Here is a 17019-nt window from a genome sequence, read left to right as displayed (position 1 = left end):
GACCTTGGTCGGCTAATGCGTGTCGACCAAGGTCGACACCTACCGGGGGGCCTGGCGCGCAGCGGTCGCCATGCGCGGCTCTGGTCGCGGCCGACCTTGGTCGGCGCGGTGAATGCGTGTCGACCAGGGTCGACACCTGCCGAGGGGCCTAGCGCGCAGCGGTGGCCTGGCTGGCCAGCTGGCGCTTCACCCAGTCATCAATCAGGCGCTTCTCGTAGCGCAGCGGATCGCTGTTGGTCAGCAACCCACTGCCCTGCAGGTAGCCGGAGTCGCTCAGGCGGGCGTCGCCTTCGCTCACAATACGGCCGTCGGCGTCCTTCAACGTGTACTGCAGGGTGATGCGGGGCGGGTAGATATCACGCATCACGCGGATGTCGCGCGCACGCGGGCCGTGCCACGGCTCGTAGTCACCGGCACGCTTGATGTCCACCAGAGTGACATCGAGGGTCTGCCCAGGCTGCAGCGGCTTGGCAGCGGTGGTCTGCAGGTAGCGGGCCAGCTGCTGTACCCAGTCACCGCGTTCGGCCTCGAAGCGGTTGGTGCTCTGGCGGATCTCGGTGAACGTGGCCGGATCCTCCCATTTCACGCTGACCGGGCCATTGGCCTGCAACGCACGCGGCGCGTCCGTACCGGTTACGTTGCGCGCTGCAGCGTTGGCGCCGCTCACCACCAGGGCGCCTGCCAGCAGGGCAATCACGAGTGCGCGTTTCATGACGGTCTCCTGCGTCCCCGCGCTGGGGACGATGTTGATCACGGATCGAGTGTGATCCTGTGGCCGGGTCACTGCAATGGCCGGCTGCGTCGTATGCAAGGGGGGTTACCGCCAATTCATCGTCGTCAACCCTGACTGACGGCGCTTGACGCTGTGAATACGCTCTCTGGAACATGCTGTGTCTCCAATCCGGCCCGTCCAGACGCCCTTGTCCACACTGCCGCCCCTAGTGGAGCGCCCACCGATGATGGTGCCGGCGCCCGAACCCGACCTGCATCATGGCGTGCTTGAGCGCATCAACGCCGGTTTCTGCGTGATCCAGGTGCTGTTCGAAGGCGACCGCGCGGTGGACTATCGTTTCATCGAGGTCAACGACGCCTTCGAGCGCCATACCGGCCTGAAGGACGCACGCGGTCAGCGCATGAGTGCGCTGGAACCGAACCACGAGGAAGACTGGTTCCGCATCTACGGTGAAGTGGCCCGCAGTGGTCGCCCCGCCCAGTTCGAGATGGAAGCGCGCGCCCTGGGCCGCTCGTTCGCGGTTGATGCGGTGCGCGTTGGTCGTCCGGGCGAAGACAAGGTCGGCATCCTGTTCTTCGACATCACCGCGCGCAAGCAGATGGAAGTGGAGCTGGGCGAAAGCGAAGCCCGCTTCAGCGCACTGGCCGATGGCCTGCCGATGCCGGTATGGGTGCTCGACGAGCGCGGCCACGCCCGCTTCGTCAACAGCGCCTTCAGCGAGTTTTTCGGTGGCGACGAAACGCGCGTTCCGGAAGATGTCTGGCGCGGCCTGGTACATCCAGACGATGCGTCCGTATTCGAGTACGAGCTGCAGGAAGCACTGAAGGCGCAGCGTTCGATGCATGCGCTGGTACGTGCGCGGCGCGCCGACGGCCAGTGGCGCTGGCTGGAGATGAACGCGCGGCCGCGCTTCTCGCGCATGGGCCGCTTCATCGGCCTGGCTGGCAGCAGTCCGGACGTGACCGAGCGCCGCGAGATCGAACTGGCACGCGAGGAACTGCTGCAGTCCGAGCGCGCCGCGCGCAGCGCCGCCGAGAACATGGCGCGGCTGAAGGACGAGTTCCTGGCCACGCTGTCGCACGAGCTGCGCACGCCGCTGACCACCATCCTCGGTTGGAGCGAGCTGCTGCTGCAGCGCGTGGACAACACCAGCCCGCTGTACAAGGGCCTGAACGTGATCGCCAACAGCGCCGGTGCGCAGAAGCGGCTGATCTCGGACATGCTCGACCTCAGCAGCATGCTGCTGGGCAAGGTACAGCTGGAGGTGGAAGTGCTGGACCTGCGCACGCTGCTTGGCGAAGCCATCGGCGCGCAGGAACTGGTGGCCGAAGGCAAGGCGCTGGACGTGAACCTGCAGCTGCCCGAGCAGCCCAGCCTGGTATTGGGCGATGCCACGCGCCTCCAGCAGGTGTTCTGGAACCTGCTCTCGAATGCGATCAAGTTCACCCCGGCCGAGGGCCGCATCGACGTTCAGCTGCAGGCCGACGGCACCCACTGGGTGATTACGGTGCGCGATACCGGCGATGGCATCGCACCGGAGTTCCTCAACCACCTGTTCAGCCGCTTCCGCCAGGCCGATGGCACCACCACGCGCCGCCATGGCGGCCTCGGCCTGGGCCTGGCGATCGTGCAGCAGCTGGTCGAACTGCACGGCGGCACCGTCGCCGCCGCCAGCGAAGGCCATGGCCACGGCGCCACGTTCACCGTGCGCCTGCCCCAGCACCTGCCGGATGCCGAGCGCCGGCCGCTGCGCGAAGTCATCAGCGGGCCGATCCTGGAGCCGGTGATCGTCGAACCGTATCCGCTGCGGGGCATGCATGTGCTGGCGGTGGAAGACCAGCCGGAGGTGCTGGAGTACCTGCGGCGCATGCTGGAAGAGCAGGGCGCCAGCGTGTCGGCGGCCAGCTCGGCCGGCGAGGCACTGGCACTGCTGGCCGACACCGGCCATCTGCAGTACCACGTGATGCTGACCGACATCGGCATGCCGGGCATGGATGGCTATGGGCTGGTGCGCACGCTGCGCGAGGACATGGGCGTGGACGCGGCAACCTTGCCTGCGGTGGCGGTGACTGCACTGGCGCGTGCCGATGACCGCCGCCGCGCGCTGGCGTCGGGCTTCCAGGAGCATGTGGCCAAGCCATACTCGGTGGCGCAGCTGGTGGCTGCCGTACGCAAGGTGCAGGTGCCGCGCGCGGACAGCGCGCTGCACTGAACATTCACGGCCGATCGGCGACCCTGCAATCAGGAGGTCGCCGATGTCCCGTATAGCTCCACGTATCCACACCGATCCGGCGCAGATCGCGCGCCTGGAAGCCCTGCTGCCGCAGCTGGATGGCGAAACGCAGGTGGAACTGAATCTGCGCGATGGCCGCCGCCTGCTCGGCACGGTGGCCGTGAGGCCAACCGTGCAGCAATACCGCAACGTCGCTGGCGATGAAGGCAGCAACGGCCAGCTGCGCCTGGATGACTACGACACGCCGGTGCAGCAGCACCATGTGTGGCTGGATGAAATCGCCAGCATCCGCAGGTTGCCGCCGAGGGTTTGACGGCAACCTGCCGGGCCCATCCCCGCTTGGCGTGGATCTACCAGAGGTTGCAGTAGAGCCACGCCATGCGTGGCTGCTGCGCTCAGTGCTCGAACAGAGTCGGCGTCGCCTCGAACCGGCGTGCATACGCCCGCTCCTCCGCAACCCTCGCCACCTCGTCATCGGCCAGGTCCGGCGCGCCATACACCGCATAGGCCACGCTGCCGTCGGCACCATGACCGACCTGGTGCAGCCGGTAGCGCGAGTGGCCGCCGCCGGTGTCCTCGGGGTAATGCACGGGCGGATGGCTGCCTTCCAGGTCCATTTCACTGTTGTCGACCACGCCACCGACGAACAAGGCTCGCATGCAGGTTCTCCTGGGTTTCCGGGGGAGCCTCTACCCTGAACGTTCCAATGTTGCTGGCAGATCAAGGCCCCGTTCGGGTTTCGCAAAGCGGCTGCCGGGGCCGGCCCGGTCAAGCCGGTACAATGGACGGCCCTCACGCTTGAAGTACCCGCGCCGATGGCCTCCAGCGACGACGCCCCCCTGCAGACCCTGTTCCTGCCGTTCTCCCAAGGCGCCCTGCGCTGGCCGGAAGGCCCCGTGGCTTTCCTGCGGGCCCGCGACGGCTGGCCGCTGCGCGAAGTGGCCGGCAACCGCGAGGTGCATTGCGAGCAGAGCTTCGCCCCGTTCGCGCAGCCGCTGCAGCAGGCCACCGGCTGGACCGTCAGCGGCCAGCTGGATGATGTGGCCGGCAAGGGCCGCTACCCGCTGGTGCTGGTGCTGCCGCCGCGCCAGCGTGAAGAAGCCCGCGCGCTGTTCGCCCGCGCGCTGGCGCTGGTCGCCGACGGCGGCCGCATCGTTGCCTGCCAGTCCAACAACGAAGGCGCACGCTCGGGCGAGGGTGACCTCAAGCAGCTGACCGGCCTCGGCGGCAGCCTGACCAAGAATCACTGCCGCGTGTACTGGACCGCGCCGATGCAGGGCCAGCACGACGCCGACCTGGCCAAGCGCTGGTCGGCACTGGATGCGGTGCGGCCAATCGTCGGCGGCCGTTTCCTCAGCCGCCCGGGCGTGTTCGCCTGGGATCGCATCGACCCGGCGTCGGCGCTGTTGGCCGAACACCTGCCGGCCGACCTGGCCGGGCGTGCCGCCGACCTCGGCGCGGGTTACGGCTACCTGTCGCGCGAGCTGCTGGAACGCTGCCCGAAGATCACCGCGCTGGACCTGTACGAAGCCGAGCAGCGCGCGCTGGCACTGGCCGAACTCAATCTGGCGCCGCCGCCGCGCCCGCTGCCGCTGCGCTTCCTGTGGCAGGACGTCACCGCGGGTATCGAACCGGGCTACGACGTCATCATCAGCAACCCGCCGTTCCACACGCCGTCGCGCGCCGATCGCCCGGACATCGGCCAGCGCTTCATCGCCGTGGCCGCGCAGGCGCTGCGCCCGGGCGGGCGCCTGTACGTGGTGGCCAACCGCCACCTGCCGTACGAGTACACGCTCAACGAGAGCTTTGGCGCGGTGCGCGTGATCGCCGAGCGTGATGGCTTCAAGCTGGTGGAAGCGGTGAAGGGGAAGGGCAAGTGAAGCTGGTCAAGCTCATCGCCAACCTGGGCTATGGCAGCCGCAAGCAGGTGCAGTGGATGTTCCGCGAAGGCCGCGTCACCGACGCCGACGGCGAGGTGCTGTATGCCGACGACCAGGTGCCGCACGAGGCGATCCGTGTCGACGGCGAGCCGCTGGACCCGCCGGTGGGCCTGTCAATCGCGCTGCACAAGCCGGCCGGCTACACCTGCTCGACCAAGGACACCGGCCGCCTGATCTACGATCTGCTGCCGCCGCGCTTCCGCGATCGCGATCCGGTGCTGTCCACGGTGGGCCGCCTCGACCGCGAGACCAGTGGCCTGCTGCTGCTGACCGACGATGGCGGCCTGCTGCACCGGATCATCTCGCCGAAGTCGAAGCTGCCGAAAGTCTATGAGGTCGAGTTGAGCGACGACCTGCGCGGCGACGAGGTAGCGTTGTTCGCCAGCGGTACGCTGATGCTGGAGTCCGAGAAGACGCCCCTGCTGCCGGCTGAACTGGAAGTGCTGGATGCGCGCCGCGCGCGCCTGGTGCTGCACGAAGGCCGCTACCATCAGGTACGCCGCATGTTCGCCGCCACCGGCAACCACGTGCAGGCCCTGCACCGCAGCCGCGTCGGCGGGCTGGATCTGCAGGGGCTGGACGAAGGGCAATGGCGGCAGCTCACCTCCACCGACCTGGATACGCTGTTCGCTCCATGACCACCATCGCTGCGCTGCCGTTCCTCCCCGACGCCGTCATCTTCGACATGGACGGCCTGATGATCGACAGCGAGCGGGTCTCGCTGGCCTGCTGGAGCGAGGCGGCCGACGCGTTCGGGCTGGGCCTGGACGAGGCGGTGTTCCTGCGCATGGTCGGCCTCGGTGACCGCGACACGCACGCGCTGCTGCGTGCGCAGGGGATCGAGGACAGCGTGATCGAGGCGGTGGCTGCACGCTGCCATGAGCTGTACGAGGCACGCACACAGACCGGCCTGCCGCTGCGTCCGGGCATCCTGGAGCTGCTGGAGCTGTTGAAGGCGCACGCGGTACCGCGTGCGGTGGCAACCACCACGCGGCAGCCGCGCGCCAACCGCAAGCTGGCCGCTGCCGGCCTGCTGCCGTACTTCGATGCGGTGATCACCAGTGGCGACGTCGCGCGACCGAAGCCGGCGCCGGATATCTACCTGCTGGCCGCGCAGCGGCTGGGCCAGGCGCCGGAACGCTGCCTGGCGCTGGAAGACTCACCGGCCGGTACGCGTGCGGCGCTGGCGGCCGGCATGACCGTGATCCAGGTGCCTGACCTGGTGCATCCTGACGAAGAACTGCGCGCACTGGGCCACCGCATCGTCGGCTCGCTGGTGGACGCGCACGCGCTCCTGCTGCCGTTGTTGCCGAGGTAACCGGTAGGTGCCGACCGTTGGTCGGCAGACCCCAACGCCCCGGTGGGTGCCAACCTTGGTTGGCACTCTTTACTGCCCTGGTGGGTGCCGACCGTTGGTCGGCACACCTGTCCCCCTCACACCCGCCCGAACACCAGCGCGGCGTTGGTGCCACCGAAGCCGAAGCTGTTGGACATCACCGTATCCAGCTTCTGCTCGCGGCTTTCGCGCAGGATCGGGAAGCTCTTCACCTTCGGGTCCAGCTCGCCGATGTTGGCCGAACCGGCAACGAAGCCATCGCGCATCATCAGCAGGCAGTAGATCGCCTCGTGCACGCTCGCCGCACCGAGCGAATGGCCGGACAGCGCCTTGGTCGAGGACAGCGGCGGCACCGCATCGCCGAACACTTCGCGGATCGCGTTGAGCTCGGTGACGTCGCCCAGCGGCGTGGAGGTGCCGTGGGTATTGAGGTAGTCCAGCGGGCGGTCGACGCCCTGCAGCGCCATCTTCATGCAGCGCACCGCGCCTTCGCCGGACGGAGCGACCATGTCGGCGCCGTCGGAGGTCACGCCATAGCCGATCAGTTCGGCGTGGATGTGCGCGCCGCGCGCAACGGCGTGGTCGTAGTCCTCCAGCACCAGCATGCCGCCACCACCGGCGATGACGAAGCCGTCGCGGTCCTTGTCGTACGGACGCGAGGCGCTGGCCGGGGTTTCGTTGAAGCTGGTCGACAGCGCGCCCATCGCATCGAACATCACGCTCATCGACCAGTGCAGGTCTTCACCGCCACCGGCGAACATGATGTCCTGCGCGCCATGGCGGATCATGTCCGCGGCCGCGCCGATGCAGTGCGCCGAGGTCGCGCAGGCGGCCGACAGCGAATAGCTGACGCCCTTGATCTGGTAGGCCGTGGCCAGGCAGGCCGAGACCGTCGAGCACATCGTGCGCGGCACCATGTACGGGCCGACCTTGCGCACACCACGTTCGCGCAGCAGGTCGACCGCGCCGATCTGCCATTCGCTGGAGCCGCCACCGGAACCGGCGATCAGGCCGGTGCGCAGGCTGCTGACCTGCTCGGCGCTGAGCCCGGCATCGGCGATGGCATCGCGCATGGCCAGATAGGCGAAGGCCGCTGCATCGCTCATGAAGCGCTTCTGCTTGCGGTCGATCAGCGCCTCCAGATCGAGGTCGACACGACCGCCGACCTGGCTGCGCAGGCCCGCTTCGGCGTGGTCGGCCAGGGCGGTGATGCCCGAGCGCCCTTCGCGCAGCGCGGCCGAAACGGTATCCAGATCATTGCCGAGGCAGGACGTGATGCCCATGCCGGTGATGACGACGCGACGCATCAGAAGCTCCCGGTTTCGGTGAACAGGCCGACGCGCAGGTCGCGCGCGCTGTAGATTTCGCGGTCATCCACATACATGCGGGCGTCCGACTGGGCCATCACCAGCTTGCGGTTGATGACGCGGCTGATGTCGATCTCGTAACGCACGAGCCTGGCTTCCGGCAGCACCTGGCCGGTGAACTTCACTTCGCCACAGCCCAGCGCGCGGCCCTTGCCGGGGGCGCCCAGCCAGGTCAGGAAGAAGCCGGTCAGCTGCCACATGGCGTCCAGGCCCAGGCAGCCGGGCATCACCGGGTCGCCGATGAAATGGCAGCCGAAGAACCACAGGTCCGGGCGGATATCCAGTTCGGCGCGTACCATGCCTTTGCCATGCGGTCCGCCGTCCTCGCGGATGTCGGTGATGCGGTCGAACATCAGCATCGGGTCGTTGGGCAGACGGCCGGCAGCGGTGCCGAACAGTTCACCGCGTGCGCTGGCCAGCAGCTGTTCGCGGTTGAACGCGTGGAGACGGGTCATGAAGCACAATCCTGGAAGCGAAGAACAGGGAAACAAGCGCCCGAGAATGCCCGTGGAAACTGCGCCGATCAAACATTTCAACCGTACGCAACCGTAGTGTTTTCAAGGGAATACGCGCATCCTGTTGATGTGCAACGACCATACTTCGGCGTGTGGCCCACCCGGCCCGGCCCCGCCTTTCCCACCTGACATGACCCGACTGCGCAAGATCATCCACGTTGACATGGACGCGTTCTACGCGTCGGTGGAGCAGCGCGACGATCCGTCACTGCGCGGCAAGCCGGTCGTCGTGGCATGGCGTGGCGCCCGCTCGGTGGTGTGTGCGGCGTCCTACGAGGCGCGCGTGTTCGGCGTGCGTTCGGCGATGCCCGCCGTGCGTGCCGAGCGCCTGTGCCCGGACGCGATCTTCGTGCCGCCGGACTTCGCGCGTTACAAGGCGGTGTCACAGCAGGTACGCGCGATCTTCCTGCGCCATACCGACCTGGTCGAGCCGCTGTCGCTGGACGAGGCCTACCTGGACGTGACCGAGCCGAAGAGTGGCATCGAACTGGCCACCGACATCGCCCGCACCATCCGCGCGCAGATCCGCGAGGAAACGAACCTGACTGCTTCAGCCGGGATCGCGCCGAACAAGTTCCTGGCCAAGATCGCCTCGGACTGGCGCAAGCCCGACGGCCAGTTCGTGATTCCGCCGCAGCGCGTGGATGCGTTCCTGGCGCCGCTGCCGGTGAACCGCGTGCCCGGCGTCGGCAAGGTCATGGAAGGCAAGCTGGCCGCGCGCGGCATCGCCACCTGCGGCGACCTGCGGCAGTGGGCCTTGATCGATCTGGAAGAGGCATTCGGCAGCTTCGGCCGCAGCCTGTACAACCGCGCACGTGGCATCGACGAGCGGCCGGTGGAACCGGACCAGCAGGTGCAGTCGATCTCCTCGGAGGACACCTTCGCCGAAGACCTGCTGCTGGAAGACCTGACCGAGGCGATCGTGCAGCTGGCCGGGAAGACCTGGAACGCCACGCGCAAGACCGAGCGCATCGGCCACACCGTGGTGCTGAAACTGAAGACCGCGCAGTTCCGCATCCTCACCCGCAGCTTCACGCCAGAGCGCCCGCCGGAATCGATGGAAGAACTGCGTGACATCGCCCTGTTGCTGCGCGCGAGGGTCGATCTGCCGGCCGAGACGCGTTACCGCCTGGTCGGCGTCGGGCTGGGTGGCTTCCGCGAAAAGGAGCCGGTGGTGCAGGGGGAACTGTTCGAGCACTGATCATTGCCGTGTCGACCAACGGTCGGCACCCACCAACAGCAGCAGGTTCCATCAGCAGCAGGAAACTGTCGAAGGCGGGGTGGGTCCGGTTGCGGGGGCGTGAGCCGCATGGGCCCGAGGCATGCCTCGGGCGGGTTGGGCAGGACGCCCAACCCCGGTCTTGCCGTGTGCGCAGGACAGCGCACACGAGCAAGCCGCGATCGAGCTTACATGGGTGAGGGCGCTTTGCTTGCGAAGCACTGCTTCGCAAGCGCCCGAACGCACAGCCGCCAGCGGCTGGGCCGGACCCCGGAGGGGGACTTGCAGCGTCCCCCGCAACCGGACCCACCCCGCCATCCCACGGATAGCCAGCTGTTGCTGTTGCCTCTGCGGGTGCAGGGCGCAGCCCTGCAAAAAGAAAACTCCCTACCTCACGGCCAGTGCATCTCGCCCTTGGCCACCTTCGCACTCAGCTCCAGCGACGCCACGCCCGCCAGCTTCGGATAGCGCGCCTGCATCGCCTTCACCAGCGCCGCACTGTCCTTGGCCTTGGCTGTCTCGGCATCGAACGCGCGGATGTAGTCCGCCGTGAACACCAGCGCACTGGCATCCAGTGCGGCACCCGGCGCGTAATGCCCCGGCACCACCACCTTCGGCTTCAGCGCCTGCAACCGCTGCAGGGTCTGCAGCCAGTCGGCATGCGACTTCGGCGTCTGCGTGTCGGCCATCCACACGTGTTCACCGGCCACCACCGGAATGCCGCCGACGATCGCGCGCAGCGACGGCACCCACAGCACCGTGCGGTCCGGGGTCGGGCCATCCAGGCCGATCAGCGGCAGGCGCTGGCCTTCCAGCTGCAGGGCATCGCCATCCAGCACCTGCGGCACCACGATGCGCGACGGCACGTCGGCACCCATCTTCGGCCCCCAGTAGGCCAGCTTGCCGGCCTGGGTCTGCTGGATGTGGGCAACGGTCTGCGCAGTGGCAACGATGCGTGCCTGCGGGAACGCGTCCTGCAGGGTTGCCAGGCCGAAGTAGTAGTCCGGATCACCGTGGCTGATGTAGATCGTTGTCAGCTGCTTGCCGCTGGCGCGGATCAGCTCGACCAGCTTGCGCGCATCGCTGGCGCCGAACTGCGCGTTGACCAGGATCGCATCGCGGCGGCCTTCGATCAGCACCGAGGACACCGAGAACATCGCCTGCGGACCGGGATGGAAGGTCTGCAGGTGCAGCTGGGATTTTGTCGCTGCCGCGGGCGCCGCGGTGGCCGGTGCGGCCAGCAGCGGCGCACTGGTGAAGCTGGCGGCCAGGGCGAGGGGAAGCAGCAGGGCAGCGGTGCGCATGGGAAATTCCTTGTGTCGAATGGGGAGCCGAACGTGGGCTATGCCGGGCGTCCTTGCCCGGGCCCCTGCGGGCCGTCGCAAGCGACGTTGGCAACGGCTCCTGCCGTTGCCTTCGGCTCTACAGGGCACGCGCGTCGATCAGTACGCCGCGGTGATGATCTGCTTCGGGTACTGGTGCGCTTCCAGCTCGGCGACGAACGCGGCGCCGTAGTCGGCATAGCTGATGCGGCTGTGGCCGCTGGCGTCGGCCAGGAAGGCCTTGGGCTGCACGCGGTACTGGCCGCGCTCTTCACCCGGGCCGATTTCGGCCGCCGGCGAGAAGAAGGTCCAGTCCAGATCGTCCGCCGCCTGCAGTCGATTGAAGGCTTCACGATGGGCCAGCGCGTACGGCTTGTAGGCCTCCGGGAAGGTGGGGGTATCGACCAGCTGCACGCCGGGCGCGACTTCCAGGCTGCCGGCGCCACCGACCACCACCAGGCGCGGTACACCGGCCTTGCGCACGGCGGCGGCCAGCTGTGCAGCCACGTCGCCGACGCGGCCGATGTCATCGCCCGGGCGCGGGCCATAGGCGCTGGCCAGCACGTCGTGGCCGGCGATGGCGGCGACCAGCGCGTCCTGGTCATCCAGCGGGGCGACCACCGGATGGGCGCCGTCCAGTTCGGCCGGAAGATCCTGCGCGTTGCGCACGATGACAGTGAGTTCGTGGCCGTTGGCCAGCGCGTGGCGGGCGATCTGGCGGCCGATGTTGCCGGTGGAACCAACGAGGGCGATCTTCATGGCAGGACTCCGTGGGGTGGTATGGGTGGGAATGGGGCCACTCTAGGCCGCTGCAGTCGCTCGAAAAACAGCGTATAACGCGCTTGTTTGTTGCATGGATCGAGCATATGGACCGACTGACCGCCATGACCGTATTCGTCGAGGTGGCCGAGCGCGGCAGCCTCACCGCCGCCGCCGAGGTGCTGGACATGTCGCGGGCGATGGTCAGCCGCTACCTGGCCGAGGTCGAGGCTTGGCTGGGCGCGCGCCTGCTGCACCGGACCACGCGCCGGGTCAGCCTGACCGGCCCCGGCGAGGCGGCGCTGGCGCGCTTCCGGCAGATGCTGGCCATCGGCGAGGAACTGCAGGGTGAGCTGGCCAGCGATGATCCGGAGCCGCATGGCACGCTGCGGGTGACTGCCAGCGTGTCGTTCGGGCAGAGCCACCTGGCGCGGGCGGTGGCCGGCTTTGTTGCGCGCCATCCGGCGGCACGCATCGAGCTGCTGCTGGTCGACCGCATGGTGAACCTGGTGGAAGAGCGGGTGGACCTTGCCGTGCGCATCGCCCGCCAGATCGATCCCAGCCTGATCGCACGACGGCTGGCCACCTGCCGCTCGGTGCTGTGCGCGACGCCGTCGTACCTGCAGGCGCGCGGTACGCCTACCGCCCCGGAACACCTGGCCGGGCACAACTGCCTGACCCATCACTACGTGGGCAAGAGCCTGTGGCAGCTGCACCGCGATGGCCGTTCGCTGTCGGTGGCGGTGGGCGGCAACATCAGCGCCAACGAAGCGTCGCTGTTGCTGGAAGCGGTGCGTGCGGGCGCCGGCATCGCGATGCTGCCGACCTACCAGGTGGCGCCACTGCTGCGCAGTGGCGAGCTGATCGAGTTGTTGCCCGAGTTCAGTCTGGACGAACTCGGCATTCATGCCGTGTACGCATCACGGCGCCAGCAGCCCGCTATCATGCGGCGATTCCTGGACTTCCTGGCCGAGTGTTTCGCCAGCCCGGCCTTCCAGGATCTGGATTGGCGCCCACCGGGCAAGGAGAACACATGAACCACGGACAGGCCTTGATCGACCACAACCGTGCTGCCTGGGACCGCCAGGCCAGCGAAGTGCGCGAATGGTCGCGCCCGGTGGAAAGTTCAACCGTTGCCGCCGCGCGCGAAGGACGTTGGCAGGTGCACCTGACGCCCCGCGCCCTGCCGCTGGACTGGCTGGGTGATGTGCGCGGCCGCCGGGTCCTGTGCCTGGCCTCGGGCGGTGGCCAGCAGGCACCGGTGCTGGCGGCGGCCGGGGCCGACGTCACTGTGTTCGATCTGTCCGATGGGCAGCTGGAACAGGACCGCAGCGTGGCGGCGCGCGACGGCCTGCGGCTGCGCACGGTGCAGGGCGACATGCGCGACCTGCACGCCTTCGCCAACGACAGCTTCGATGTGGTGTTCCACCCGATCTCCAACCTGTATGTGCCCGACGTGCGCCCGGTGTGGACCGAATGCCGCCGCGTGCTGGCGCGCGATGGCATGCTGATGGCCAGCTTCTACAACCCGGTGCTGTTCGTCGGCGCGCGCGATCCGCAGCTTGATGCACAGGGCCTGATCCGGCCGCAGTACGCCATTCCCTATTCGGACCTGGAAGACCTGCCACCGGCCGAGCGCGAGGCGAAGCTGGCGCGGGGCGATGCGCTGACCTTCGGCCACAGCCTGACAGAACTGATCGGTGGACAGCTGGATGCCGGCTTCGTGATCGATCGCTTCATGGAAGACTGGCAGCCGCAGCCGCGCTTCCTGATCGACCGTTACCTGCCCACGTTCCTGGCTACCCGCGCGCGCCGGATCGGCTGAGGCGGATCGGTGCAAAAACCAGCGGCGTACAATGGACGGTCCCACGTCGCACAGGTGCCGTTCCCTTGTCGTATCCCTATCCGCTGGTCGTGTTCGACCTCGATGGCACGCTGGTCGACAGCGCTGCCGATATTGCCGAAGCACTGAACCGCACGCTGGAAGACATCGGCCTGGCGCGCGTGCCGGAAGCCACGGTTCTGGGCTGGATCGGCGACGGCGTGCGTCGTCTGGTCGAACAGGCGGTGCAGGCCGCCGGCAGCGAGGTGGACCTGGCCGAGGTGATGCCGGTGTTCATGGTGCACTACCGTGAGTGCCTGCTGCGTAGCCCGCGCCTGTTCGACGGCGTGGGCGAAGCGCTGGCGCAACTGCGTGCGCGCAACGTGCCGCTGGCGATCTGCACCAACAAGCCCGAAGCACTGGTGCCGCCGCTGCTGCAGCACCTGGGTATCGGTGATGCATTCGCGCTGGTACTGGGGGGGGATTCGCTGCCGCAGCGCAAGCCCAGTGGCGAGCCACTGCGGCACATCGCCGCGCACTTCGGGCTGCCGGTGGAGTCCTGCCTGATGGTGGGTGATTCGTTGACCGACTACCGCGCCGCCGAAGAGGCCGGCATGCCGATCGCGCTGGTGCGCTACGGCTATCCGCGCGGCCTGGACCTGGCCACCGCGCACGCGGTGGCGGTGATCGACGACCTGCGTGAACTGCCGGGGTTGGCCGCCGGCCGGTAACCCGGTCAACGCAATGGGTAGTGCCGGCCGCTGGCCGGCAACCCGGGATGCGTTGCCGAAGGTCATGATGTTGCCGGCCAGCGGCCGGCACTACCATGAACGTTGCGCTCACTTCGGCTGGTAACGCACGCTCAACTGGTACTCGCGGCCGGGCTGGTTGAACCATGCCACCGTTTCGTAGCGACGGTCGAAGACGTTGGCGGCACGTGCCAGCAGCGACCACGATGGCGTCAGTGCGTACTCAGCGCGCAGGTCCAGCGTGCCGTAACCTCCCACCTTCACCGCGTTGGCGGCATCGTCGTAGCGCTTGCCGGCACCCTGCACAGTCAGGCCTGCGCGGAAATCGCCGAAGCGACGGTCGATGTCCAGGCGCGCGGTCTGCTGCGCGCGGCGTGGCAGCCAGTTGTCGAACTGGGTGCTGCCGCCGGTGCGGTTGCGCGGGTCGGTGTAGCTCAGCTGCGCGTTGATGTCGAAGCCGGCCAGCAGCACGCCACCGGTCAGCTCGGCACCGCGGATGCGGGCCTTCTCCACCTGCTGCATCTTGAAGGTTGCCGCATCGTAGGTGATCAGGTCATCGATGCGGGTTTCATACACGTCCAGGCCCCAGTGCCAGCCCTGGCCCTGCTGCGAAACGCCGAGGTTGGCGCTCTTGGACTTCTCCGGCTTCAACGTCGGCACGCCGCTCCACGGGTCGTACAGATCGCTGAAGGTCGGTGCCTTGAACGCCGTGCCATAGCTGGCGTTGAGGCGCAGGCCGTGGCCCAGCTCCATCGCCCAGCCAACGCTGCCGGTGGCGTGGTTGCCGAACTGCTGGTTGTCGTCGTTGCGTGCGCTGGCCTGCAACTGGTGGCGGCCGAAGCGGCCCTGGTACTGCACGAACACGCCGGTGTTGCGGCGGCTGTCGACCAGGTAACCCGCGCTGCTGCCATCCAGGTTGTCTTCGCTCCAGTCCACGCCTGCGCTCAGCAGCTGGCCCTCGGCCACGCCGAAATCGCCCTGCAGGGAGGCGCTGTCGCGGTGGGTCTGTGCGCTGCCACGTGCACCGAAGTCGCCGAAGTTGTCCGACTCGTTGTCACTGCGGCCGACGTTGGCGGTGAATGCCAGGCGCTCGGAGGGGGTGTAGCGCACCTTGCCGGCCAGCACCTGCTGGCGGGTTTCCGAATAGTTGTAGTAACCGTCGTAATGGTTCTTGCCGTCGGCGCGCAGGGCGCTGCCTTCCACGTTCCACTGCTCGTTGAAGGTGTAGCCACCGCGCAGGCTCTTGGACAGGTTGCGGTAGCCGTCGCGGTCGGGCTCGTCGGCGAAGCAGCCGGTGAACAGCGTGGCCGAGCCGCGGCAGGCATCGATGCCATCGGAATGCTGGTAGGCGATATCCGCACCGAACCAGCCGCGTTCGGTACCGCCGCCAATGCCACCGCTGGCTTCACGCAGGCCGTTGCTGCCACCGCCAAGCTGGAAGTGCGGGGCGAAATCGCCCTGGTTGCGGCGGGTGAAGATCTGGATCACGCCACCGATGGCGTCGGCGCCGTACAGGCTCGACTGCGGGCCGCGCACGATTTCGACGCGCTCGATCTGCGCCAGCGGCAGGTCCTGGTACATGGCCAGGCCGAGGTCGGCGCTGTTGATGCGCACGCCGTCCACCAGCACTACGGTGTGGCCGGAATTGGTACCGCGCAGGAACAGCGAGCTCTGCTTGCCGAGGCCGCCGGCATTGGCCAGGTTGATGCCGGCGCGACCGCGCAGCAGTTCCTGCAGCGAAGTGGCCTGGCTGGATTCGATCTGGGCGCGGTCGATCACCTGCGCCGGCGCGATGCTGTCCTGCAGGGCGATCGGGGTGCGGGTGGCAGTGACCAGGATCTGGTCGAGCGCGGTGGTGTCATTGGCGGCCTGGGCCAGCGCGGGCAGGGCGGCCAGCACGGCCAGGGACAGCATTCGGGACTGCAGCTTCATGGGGGACTCCGGGTGCCACGCACGCCCGCGTGGCGAAGGGGAGGAGCCGCGAAGGCAGGCGTGCGCCGATGCCGCAGCGCACGCCACGGTCATCCAGCGCCATGCCCACCGCATCGCGACCTGAGGCTTCCGGGCCGGTCTCCGGGCTTGCCGCCGGGTGGCGCGAGGCCACCGTCCAGGCGCCTTCCCATGCCTGCGGCACAGTGGCGGTGTTGCCTGGAACTGACGTGCTTACCGTTGCGGGGGCAGCGCCGGCCTGGCGTGGAATCACGCGTCACCGGCTTCCCGTTTCAACCTGCCGGCCATGGCCGCAGGTCACCTGGAAGTGGGCGCAGTCTACGGCATCGCAGGCCGTCCCGTTGCGTCGCGCCTGCGCGACTGCCTTTGCTGTGCCTTTAGAATGGTTGCTCGATCCCGTGGTGCCGTTGCCGATGTCCGCCCGTTTTCCGCTGTACCTGCGTCGCCCGTCCGGGACGCGCGCATGATCCTCGACCTGGTCCGCCATGCCGGCAACGGTCGCGATGAGTTCCTCGATGGCCGCAGCGATCCACCGCAGCTGGCCCGCCTGCCGCAGGAACTGGTCGAGGCCTATGCCGGGCAACGCTGGGAGCGGGTGATCAGTTCGCCGCGGCTGCGTTCGCTGCACACGGCAATGGCCCTGGCCACCCCGCGCGGACTGGACGTGGAAGCGGACGAGGAATGGGAAGAACTGGACTTCGGCGATTGGGACGGGCGGTCGCTGTTCGACCTGCCGGAGGATGCACTGGCGGCCTTCCATGCCGACCCGCACGCGTTCCCGCCGCCCAATGGCGAGAGCTGGGGCCACTTCGAGCGGCGCATCGCGCGCGCGCTGGATCGCCTGCTCGATGATGACGATCCGGTGCCGACGCTGGTGGTCAGCCATGGCGGCCCGTTGCGCATGGTGCTGTCGCAGGTCTGCGGCCTGCCCATGTCGCTGTGCTGGGCGCTGCGCATCGACCACGGCACGCGCCTGCGGGTGTGGCTGGAGCGCGGCGAGATCGGGCTGGTGGGTGAGCTGCTGGAGCTGCAGCAGCCCTGAGCGCACTCGCCGGGCATGGCCCGGCGCTACCG

The 17019-nt window shown here is 68.2% G+C and carries 17 protein-coding genes and 1 riboswitch; of the genes, 10 read left to right on the top strand and 7 right to left on the bottom strand.

The features are described 5' to 3' along the window. Positions 1-148 precede the first annotated feature (148 nt). Positions 149-712, bottom strand: a complete 564-nt coding sequence (locus tag AC5P6X_RS14825) for a DUF3016 domain-containing protein (RefSeq protein ID WP_043033923.1) — start codon at positions 710-712, stop codon at positions 149-151. Between the two features lie 244 nt (positions 713-956). Here AC5P6X_RS14825 and AC5P6X_RS14820 point away from each other — a divergent pair, with 244 nt between their 5' ends. Together AC5P6X_RS14820 and AC5P6X_RS14815 are read left to right on the top strand one after the other, a co-directional pair. Next, positions 957-2945: a hybrid sensor histidine kinase/response regulator gene (locus AC5P6X_RS14820; RefSeq protein WP_049442177.1), complete on the top strand. Its 1989-nt coding sequence runs from the start codon at positions 957-959 to the stop codon at positions 2943-2945. A 43-nt stretch (positions 2946-2988) separates the two neighbouring features. Then, positions 2989-3279 carry a DUF3247 family protein gene (locus AC5P6X_RS14815; protein ID WP_049449766.1) on the top strand — a complete coding sequence of 97 codons (291 nt, stop codon included), beginning with the start codon at positions 2989-2991 and terminating at the stop codon, positions 3277-3279. 82 nt (positions 3280-3361) lie between these two features. On the opposite strand, the gene AC5P6X_RS14810 is transcribed toward AC5P6X_RS14815, so the two are convergent. After that, positions 3362-3625 carry a hypothetical protein gene (locus tag AC5P6X_RS14810; protein ID WP_005407925.1) on the bottom strand — a complete coding sequence of 88 codons (264 nt, stop codon included), beginning with the start codon at positions 3623-3625 and terminating at the stop codon, positions 3362-3364. Positions 3626-3781: 156 nt separating this feature from the next. On the opposite strand from AC5P6X_RS14810, the gene AC5P6X_RS14805 reads away from it, so the two are divergent. Genes AC5P6X_RS14805 through AC5P6X_RS14795 form a run of 3 tightly spaced genes read left to right on the top strand, consistent with a single transcriptional unit; the run spans position 3782 to position 6224 of the window. Beyond that, the gene (locus AC5P6X_RS14805; protein WP_033833714.1) at positions 3782-4846 is read left to right on the top strand and encodes a class I SAM-dependent methyltransferase; all 1065 of its coding nucleotides are present in this window, start codon (positions 3782-3784) and stop codon (positions 4844-4846) included. After that, positions 4843-5544, top strand: coding sequence for a pseudouridine synthase (locus tag AC5P6X_RS14800; protein ID WP_005407927.1), 702 nt, complete (start codon positions 4843-4845; stop codon positions 5542-5544). The genes AC5P6X_RS14805 and AC5P6X_RS14800 overlap by 4 nt, the downstream gene beginning before the upstream one ends. Beyond that, positions 5541-6224 (top strand): HAD family hydrolase, encoded by a 684-nt coding sequence (locus tag AC5P6X_RS14795; protein WP_049449764.1) that lies wholly within the window; start codon positions 5541-5543, stop codon positions 6222-6224. The genes AC5P6X_RS14800 and AC5P6X_RS14795 overlap by 4 nt, the downstream gene beginning before the upstream one ends. A 116-nt stretch (positions 6225-6340) precedes the next feature. Here AC5P6X_RS14795 and fabB read toward each other — a convergent pair whose 3' ends face one another. Together fabB and fabA are read right to left on the bottom strand one after the other, a co-directional pair. Further along, positions 6341-7549, bottom strand: coding sequence for a beta-ketoacyl-ACP synthase I (gene fabB / locus AC5P6X_RS14790; RefSeq protein WP_049402681.1), 1209 nt, complete (start codon positions 7547-7549; stop codon positions 6341-6343). Next, a complete protein-coding gene (fabA, locus tag AC5P6X_RS14785; protein ID WP_005412134.1) occupies positions 7549-8064 on the bottom strand; it encodes a 3-hydroxyacyl-[acyl-carrier-protein] dehydratase FabA in 516 nt (171 codons plus the stop codon). The genes fabB and fabA overlap by 1 nt, the downstream gene beginning before the upstream one ends. Positions 8065-8254: 190 nt before the next feature. Here fabA and dinB point away from each other — a divergent pair, with 190 nt between their 5' ends. Then, positions 8255-9325: a DNA polymerase IV gene (dinB, locus tag AC5P6X_RS14780; RefSeq protein WP_187757514.1), complete on the top strand. Its 1071-nt coding sequence runs from the start codon at positions 8255-8257 to the stop codon at positions 9323-9325. A gap of 410 nt (positions 9326-9735) precedes the next feature. On the opposite strand, the gene AC5P6X_RS14775 is transcribed toward dinB, so the two are convergent. Continuing rightward, positions 9736-10647 carry an MBL fold metallo-hydrolase gene (locus AC5P6X_RS14775; protein WP_049448880.1) on the bottom strand — a complete coding sequence of 304 codons (912 nt, stop codon included), beginning with the start codon at positions 10645-10647 and terminating at the stop codon, positions 9736-9738. A gap of 138 nt (positions 10648-10785) precedes the next feature. Next, positions 10786-11424, bottom strand: a complete 639-nt coding sequence (locus AC5P6X_RS14770) for an NAD(P)-dependent oxidoreductase (RefSeq protein ID WP_329757079.1) — start codon at positions 11422-11424, stop codon at positions 10786-10788. A 107-nt stretch (positions 11425-11531) separates the two neighbouring features. On the opposite strand from AC5P6X_RS14770, the gene AC5P6X_RS14765 reads away from it, so the two are divergent. The 3 genes from AC5P6X_RS14765 to gph all read left to right on the top strand — a co-directional run bounded on the left by AC5P6X_RS14765 (position 11532) and on the right by gph (position 13977). Beyond that, positions 11532-12461, top strand: a complete 930-nt coding sequence (locus AC5P6X_RS14765) for a LysR family transcriptional regulator (protein WP_005407934.1) — start codon at positions 11532-11534, stop codon at positions 12459-12461. Then, a complete protein-coding gene (locus tag AC5P6X_RS14760; RefSeq protein ID WP_024957093.1) occupies positions 12458-13249 on the top strand; it encodes a class I SAM-dependent methyltransferase in 792 nt (263 codons plus the stop codon). Before AC5P6X_RS14765 ends, AC5P6X_RS14760 begins: the two co-directional genes overlap by 4 nt. A gap of 65 nt (positions 13250-13314) precedes the next feature. Next, positions 13315-13977 (top strand): phosphoglycolate phosphatase, encoded by a 663-nt coding sequence (gph, locus tag AC5P6X_RS14755; protein ID WP_049402686.1) that lies wholly within the window; start codon positions 13315-13317, stop codon positions 13975-13977. 108 nt (positions 13978-14085) lie between these two features. On the opposite strand, the gene btuB is transcribed toward gph, so the two are convergent. After that, positions 14086-15927, bottom strand: a complete 1842-nt coding sequence (gene btuB / locus AC5P6X_RS14750; RefSeq protein WP_329757081.1) for a TonB-dependent vitamin B12 receptor — start codon at positions 15925-15927, stop codon at positions 14086-14088. A 115-nt stretch (positions 15928-16042) separates the two neighbouring features. Further along, a riboswitch (cobalamin riboswitch) is annotated at positions 16043-16265 on the bottom strand. 143 nt (positions 16266-16408) lie between these two features. Between btuB and AC5P6X_RS14745 the strand changes: the two genes are divergently transcribed. Continuing rightward, positions 16409-16987 (top strand): histidine phosphatase family protein, encoded by a 579-nt coding sequence (locus tag AC5P6X_RS14745; protein ID WP_049448888.1) that lies wholly within the window; start codon positions 16409-16411, stop codon positions 16985-16987. The last annotated feature ends 32 nt before the right edge of the window (positions 16988-17019 follow it).

The sequence above is a fragment of the Stenotrophomonas sp. YJH_SMC_40 genome, assembly GCF_059368615.1.
The sequence above is the reverse complement of the archived record's forward strand: the minus strand, read 5'-3'. Positions and strand labels throughout refer to the sequence as shown.